Annotated in this window: 6 protein-coding genes and 1 pseudogene; all 7 read right to left on the bottom strand. The window is 61.5% G+C overall.

The features are described 5' to 3' along the window. Window positions 1-270: 270 nt before the first annotated feature. Window positions 271-1029 carry a phthiocerol/phthiodiolone dimycocerosyl transferase family protein gene (locus AC5JJ6_RS41290; RefSeq protein ID WP_496047625.1) on the bottom strand — a complete coding sequence of 253 codons (759 nt, stop codon included), beginning with the start codon at window positions 1027-1029 and terminating at the stop codon, window positions 271-273. Between the two features lie 51 nt (window positions 1030-1080). Next, window positions 1081-1380, bottom strand: a pseudogene (locus tag AC5JJ6_RS41285) (condensation domain-containing protein); the annotation flags it as partial. A gap of 27 nt (window positions 1381-1407) precedes the next feature. Further along, on the bottom strand, window positions 1408-1539 hold the full coding sequence (locus tag AC5JJ6_RS41280) for a hypothetical protein (RefSeq protein WP_496047624.1): 132 nt from the start codon (window positions 1537-1539) through the stop codon (window positions 1408-1410). 169 nt (window positions 1540-1708) lie between these two features. After that, on the bottom strand, window positions 1709-3451 hold the full coding sequence (locus tag AC5JJ6_RS41275; RefSeq protein WP_496047623.1) for a cytochrome c biogenesis protein DipZ: 1743 nt from the start codon (window positions 3449-3451) through the stop codon (window positions 1709-1711). Between the two features lie 240 nt (window positions 3452-3691). Next, window positions 3692-4090, bottom strand: coding sequence for a hypothetical protein (locus AC5JJ6_RS41270; protein WP_496047622.1), 399 nt, complete (start codon window positions 4088-4090; stop codon window positions 3692-3694). A gap of 180 nt (window positions 4091-4270) precedes the next feature. Next, window positions 4271-4666 (bottom strand): organic hydroperoxide resistance protein, encoded by a 396-nt coding sequence (locus tag AC5JJ6_RS41265; RefSeq protein WP_496047621.1) that lies wholly within the window; start codon window positions 4664-4666, stop codon window positions 4271-4273. Window positions 4667-4711: 45 nt separating this feature from the next. Continuing rightward, window positions 4712-4962: DDE-type integrase/transposase/recombinase (locus tag AC5JJ6_RS41260; RefSeq protein ID WP_496047620.1), on the bottom strand; the 251-nt coding region annotated here is incomplete at its 5' end.

Here is a 4962-nt window from a genome sequence, read left to right as displayed (position 1 = left end):
TGACGGAACCGCTGCGCTTACCAGGCCAGCGTTCTCTCCGGGGTCGGTATTGACCGCCCCATGATGGTGTCAGAGGTGCCGGCGTCGGAATGTCAACTTCATCGTCAGCAAATGCCTTGCCAGGAAACAACAAATGCAGCGGTCGAAGAAATGTGCCCATTAGCTTCTGCAGAACCCGACCCGAACCCTCAACGGCACGCTCCGCGACCTGTTTACCGCCTGGTATCCGGCCATGCCCGCCAACGATATCCAAACCGCGCCCCACACTGCCTAGACGTAGCCGAGACTGTCCTGCAGCACGGCATCCAGGATGGACGAGGTCTCGGCAAGCAGACCTCTTGCCGGCTCATAGCTGGTATGAAGCAGGTGCAGCTGGCCTCCCAGGGTAATCGCCCCGATCGTCTGAGCGAGGGCGAAACCCATGGTGACGGATGGACCCCAAAGCGCTTCGAGCGTGAAGGGGCCGTAGCGGTCCGGGAAATCCACAGCCCCAAGGTTGCTCAGAAGGATATCGGCGCCGGCTTGCTGCGCCAGGAATGCCTGCGCCCGATCTACCGTCGTGATGCCGGCCATCTGGTCGCGCATCATGCCGACCATGCCTGCAAGCAGTTCGCTGGCCTTGAGCGGAGCGAGACTGTCCGAGAAGAAGCGAGCTCTTCTCCTGAGGTCCCCTAATCCGTCTCCTAACTCGACGATCGCTGCCGATACGAAAACGCCGAGATCCTCACTGCGTCCCAGCAGTCTGCCTCGCAGGTCAATGGGAGAGTGGATCCGGAGCGGAAGATCAGACCATCCGGGCATCCTGACCGAGGCCGCAAATGTCGCGGCAGCGTTCAGGGCGCCGTGCACCGTCGTTCGTTCCGCCCGCGCCCATGCCCGGAGCCGTTCTGTCTTTTCCCGACTGAAACGCAGGGACTCGACGTGGGGCAATGGTCCGTCCAAAAGGCGATAGGGAGCATCCCGCCCTGCCGGTGGAGCTTCCGGTGGTGGCGTCAGAGCTCCGGCCGGTTCGGCCCTGGAGGCGACCATCTGCTCGAGTGAGGCCGTAACCGGGCTGAGCACGACCGTTTCCCCTCCGAGCGTGCGCAGCAGGTCGCGCATCAGAAAGGACAGCGACAGACCATCCGCGATGGTGTGGTGCGCGCAGAGAATAATGACAGAGCGACCGTCGCCATGCAGCAGGGTAGCGCGCAATAGTGGTGCCTCGGAGGGATCGAACGGCCGCTCGATCTGGGCGGCAACGTGAGCTGCCCAGTCCGATCCAGCGTACTTGACGACCTGCAGCGGTATCGATCCGCGTGGAACCACCTTAAACAACGGCGCGCCGCGACTGTCCGGAACGATCCGGCTCCAGATGACAGGCAGCTGGCCACAGATACGATCAAGCGCCTCCTGCCACTGGGCGACCTAGGACGATCCGGCGACCTCTGCGGTGATTGCGAAATGCGTCTGCCGGTTCTGGCTGATCAGCCAGAATAACTTCGCGATTCCGCCCAGCGGGCGAAGAATGGCAGGCTTATCTATTTGATCGAACGGCATGCTGGTTCCCTCCATTTCGGGCGCGGCCACATGGCTCGGGCATGGCAGACAGTATTTCGAAAAACGTGTTGGACGACGATGTTGGCAAACGCCTGCCAGGCCACGCTTGCAACACGGTGCTGTTGTCCAGCGATATTGGTAAATGCCAGAGATCCGCCGCGTTGGTTTATCAGCCGAAGGTGAACGCGTATGCCCGGACGCCTGGATCCAGGAACTCGATCGTAAACGTCCGCTCGGTAACGGGCCCGATTTGCCGGATGAGCTGGTAAAGCCGCTCCTCGACGACAGTCCCAGTTCCATCGACATCGACGTCCGATCCGTGACTGTCACCTGGAGCCGTGCCGTCGATCGTGACGCGGAAGCGAACCGGCCTGCCGTCCGGTGACGGACCCAGGACCAGGTGCAGGTCGCGGGCATGGAACCGATGGACGATGCCGCCGCCCGTCCCGTTGAGGGTGGCGTGTTCGCCGCCGATCGTCCAGTCGCCGGTCAGCCCCCAGTGGTTGAGCTGCGGGCGACCAGCCTGATAGACATGGCCGGCATCCTCAACAGCACCGCCGGGAGAAATGAAGTTCCGGGTCTGGTTGTAGCCGATATAGGTTTCGGGCGAGCGCAGGTTGGCCAGATCGGGAGAAGCCTGAGCGCCTTTCGTGTCCACCGCAATCGTTTCCCTGGACACCATCGGAGCGCCCGCTTCGGCAAGAAGCTTCTCGATCACGCGTTCCGACCGGTTGTACTCACCTTCGCCGAATTCACGGTGCCGGATGCGCCCCGCCGCATCGATGAAGAAGCGCGCAGGCCAGGCGCGATTGTTGAAGGCGCGCCAGACTTCAAAATTGTTGTCGATCGCGACGGGATAGGTGACGCCAAGGTTCGACAGCGCACGACGGACGTTGTCGATGTTCTTCTCGAAGGCGAATTCGGGTGCATGCACTCCGATAACCACCAGGCCCTGATCCCGGTATTTTTCGGCCCAGGCGCCGACATGAGGCAGTGAGCGCAGGCAGTTGATGCAGGAATAGGTCCAGAAGTTCACCAGGACGACCTTGCCCTTGACGCTTTCGCTCGTCAGCGGCGCGGAATTGAGCCACTGCGTCGCGCCGAACAGCGGAGCCGCAAGTTTTTTCTCCGAATAGGCCGAGTTGACGGGAGCAGGATCAGAGTGTGCTTCGTCCGATATTCCCGCACCGAAGGCATCAATCAGCCTCTGCTCGACAGCGGATGTTCCGGTCGAGGAGATCCGCGTCAGGAAACCAGTATCGAGATCGAACGAGATTGCCGCCACGCTTGCTATTACGCCAGCACCGAGGCCGCGCCGCAGCCCGTGTCCGAGCCTGAGCGAGCCCTTCATCATCTCCAGGACTCGACCACCGAAAATCAACGCGGCGCCCAACGATGTCGCTGCGCCGGACGCATAGGCCAGCAAAAGCAGAGATGTTTCCAGGCTCGTCCCCCCGAGTGCGGCACCCGCTAGGATCAGGCCAAGCACCGGCCCTGCACACGGTGTCCAGAGCAGGCCGGTTGCGATGCCGAGAAGTGCTGACGAGCCGAAGCTCACGTCTTTCGTTCTGGTTCTTTCATCGACCGAGCGCGATAATCTCGCCCCGAGGGCTACCAAGGGAGCTGTAAGGCGTGCTGACAGCCCTGGGAAGATCAGCGCAAGCCCAAAGCATGCGATCAGTACCAGGGCAAGAGTGCGGCCGTGACGGTTCAGCTCAATCGCCCAGTTACCGGTAACCGCAGCAAGGCTCGCTACGGCGGTGAACGCAAGCGCCATCCCGACCAGCATAGGGAGACCGCTGCGGCGGAAAGGCTGACCCGCGCGTGTCAGGACGAAAGGCAGAACCGGCAAGATACAAGGGCTCACAATTGTAAGCACGCCCGCCAGATACGCCAGGACGAAGAAGATCATGAGAGCACTTCAGTTATGTAAGGTATGAAAATGACGCTGAGTGGCCCGGGTTCATTGTCCGCAAAGCTCACTGGGGCGCGGGGTCGTTGTTCCGAGAGGAGATAGCCGGCAACCTGTGGGCAAACGGCAGCTGACCAGTATCCCTCGACATCGGCGACAGACCGAAGTTGAAGGTCATGATGGTCGCTTGACGGGCCAATGATACGGTATGCACCTCGGTCTTCAGGACAGGTCGGCCCTTCACAGGAGCGAGCGATAAACGCCAGGAAGATTCGCTCCATCGCGGGTATAGGCCTGCTCGAACTGACATGAGCGATCGACATCCACGATCAGGGAGCCGGGCTGGTCCGTCAGATGCATCCATGCCGTGTAACCGACAAGCTGACCTTGACCTGACTGGCGCTGGGTATAAAAGAGATCGCGTACTACTTCAGGGGGGACACGGTAGGCGTCGAGCGCGGATGCGACCGCAGGGGTGCAGGCGTGAGCATTGTATCGGGTGAGCGTCGAGGTAGTCGCTTGGCTTGGTGCCTCAAGCCGGGGAGGCACGCCAGCGCATCCGGACAGCAGGGCAATGGCAACCATCGCCGGGACAAAAATTCTTGAACTTGATCCAGGCTGCGTATGAAAACCGGTCATTTTGACCTCCATTGTTAAAGAGAACTGACGGTAGGTTCTATCCGCGTGATTGCCGCCTCGAGCATTACGTGGCACTCGGGATGCGGGACTGGAGGAGGCCTGCTATGCCTGCTCCCAGGTATCGATAATCGGGACGTCCTGCCCATTGGACACGGGCAGGACGTCCGTGGCCGGTCCGGCTCAGACCAGGTTGATCGCAACATCGACGTTGCCGCGGGTGGCTTTGGAGTACGGGCACGTCTGGTGCGCGGCATCCACCAGGGCCTGGGCGACGTTGCGCTCCAAACCGGGCAGGCTGACGTTGAGACGAGCCTGAAGGAAGTAAGCGTCCCCGGTCTTGCCCAAATCTACTTCGGCGTCGACAACCGCGTCAGCCGGGAAGGTAACCTTTGTTTTTCTGGCCGCGAGCTGCATCGCGCCAATGAAACAGGCCGACCAGCCGGCGGCGAACAACTGCTCCGGATTAGTACCGTTGCCAGGAGTTCCAGGAGACGAAAGCTTGATGTCCAGCCGGCCATCGCTGCTGCGGGAGGTGCCGTCGCGGCCGCCGGAGGGTTCCGTCAGGTCTCGCGCCAAATTCTGAGCGAAGGCACAGATCAGCCCTAGCGGGCGGTGTCGTCGTCAGGCGACAGCGAGCATATCGCGGAGGGCGGCGACTCTCTGGACATGGATCGCCCGTCGGCGGGCCGCAGGCACGTGCTCCTTGCGCCGGGTGGCTGGTCGGAGGAAGTCGCGCACCTCATCGTGGGCCAGGCAGAAGCGGGCGGCGCTGGTGTAGGTCTGGAAGCCTCGCATCGGCTGGTAGCGCCCTTTTACCGCTCGGTGATCTTGCTCCAAATGGTTGTTTAAGTACTTTGAAGTACGGTGTTCGC

The sequence above is a fragment of the Skermanella sp. genome, assembly GCF_059503625.1.
This window is presented reverse-complemented; position numbering and strand designations above follow the sequence as displayed.

Excerpts from the sequence above, each read along its gene's own strand:
- AC5JJ6_RS41290 (WP_496047625.1), bottom strand. The coding sequence starts at position 1,029 with ATGGTCGCCTCCAGGGCCGAACCGGCCGGAGCTCTGACGCCACCACCG.
- AC5JJ6_RS41280 (WP_496047624.1), bottom strand. The coding sequence starts at position 1,539 with ATGCCGTTCGATCAAATAGATAAGCCTGCCATTCTTCGCCCGCTGGGC.
- AC5JJ6_RS41275 (WP_496047623.1), bottom strand. The coding sequence starts at position 3,451 with ATGATCTTCTTCGTCCTGGCGTATCTGGCGGGCGTGCTTACAATTGTG.
- AC5JJ6_RS41270 (WP_496047622.1), bottom strand. The coding sequence starts at position 4,090 with ATGACCGGTTTTCATACGCAGCCTGGATCAAGTTCAAGAATTTTTGTC.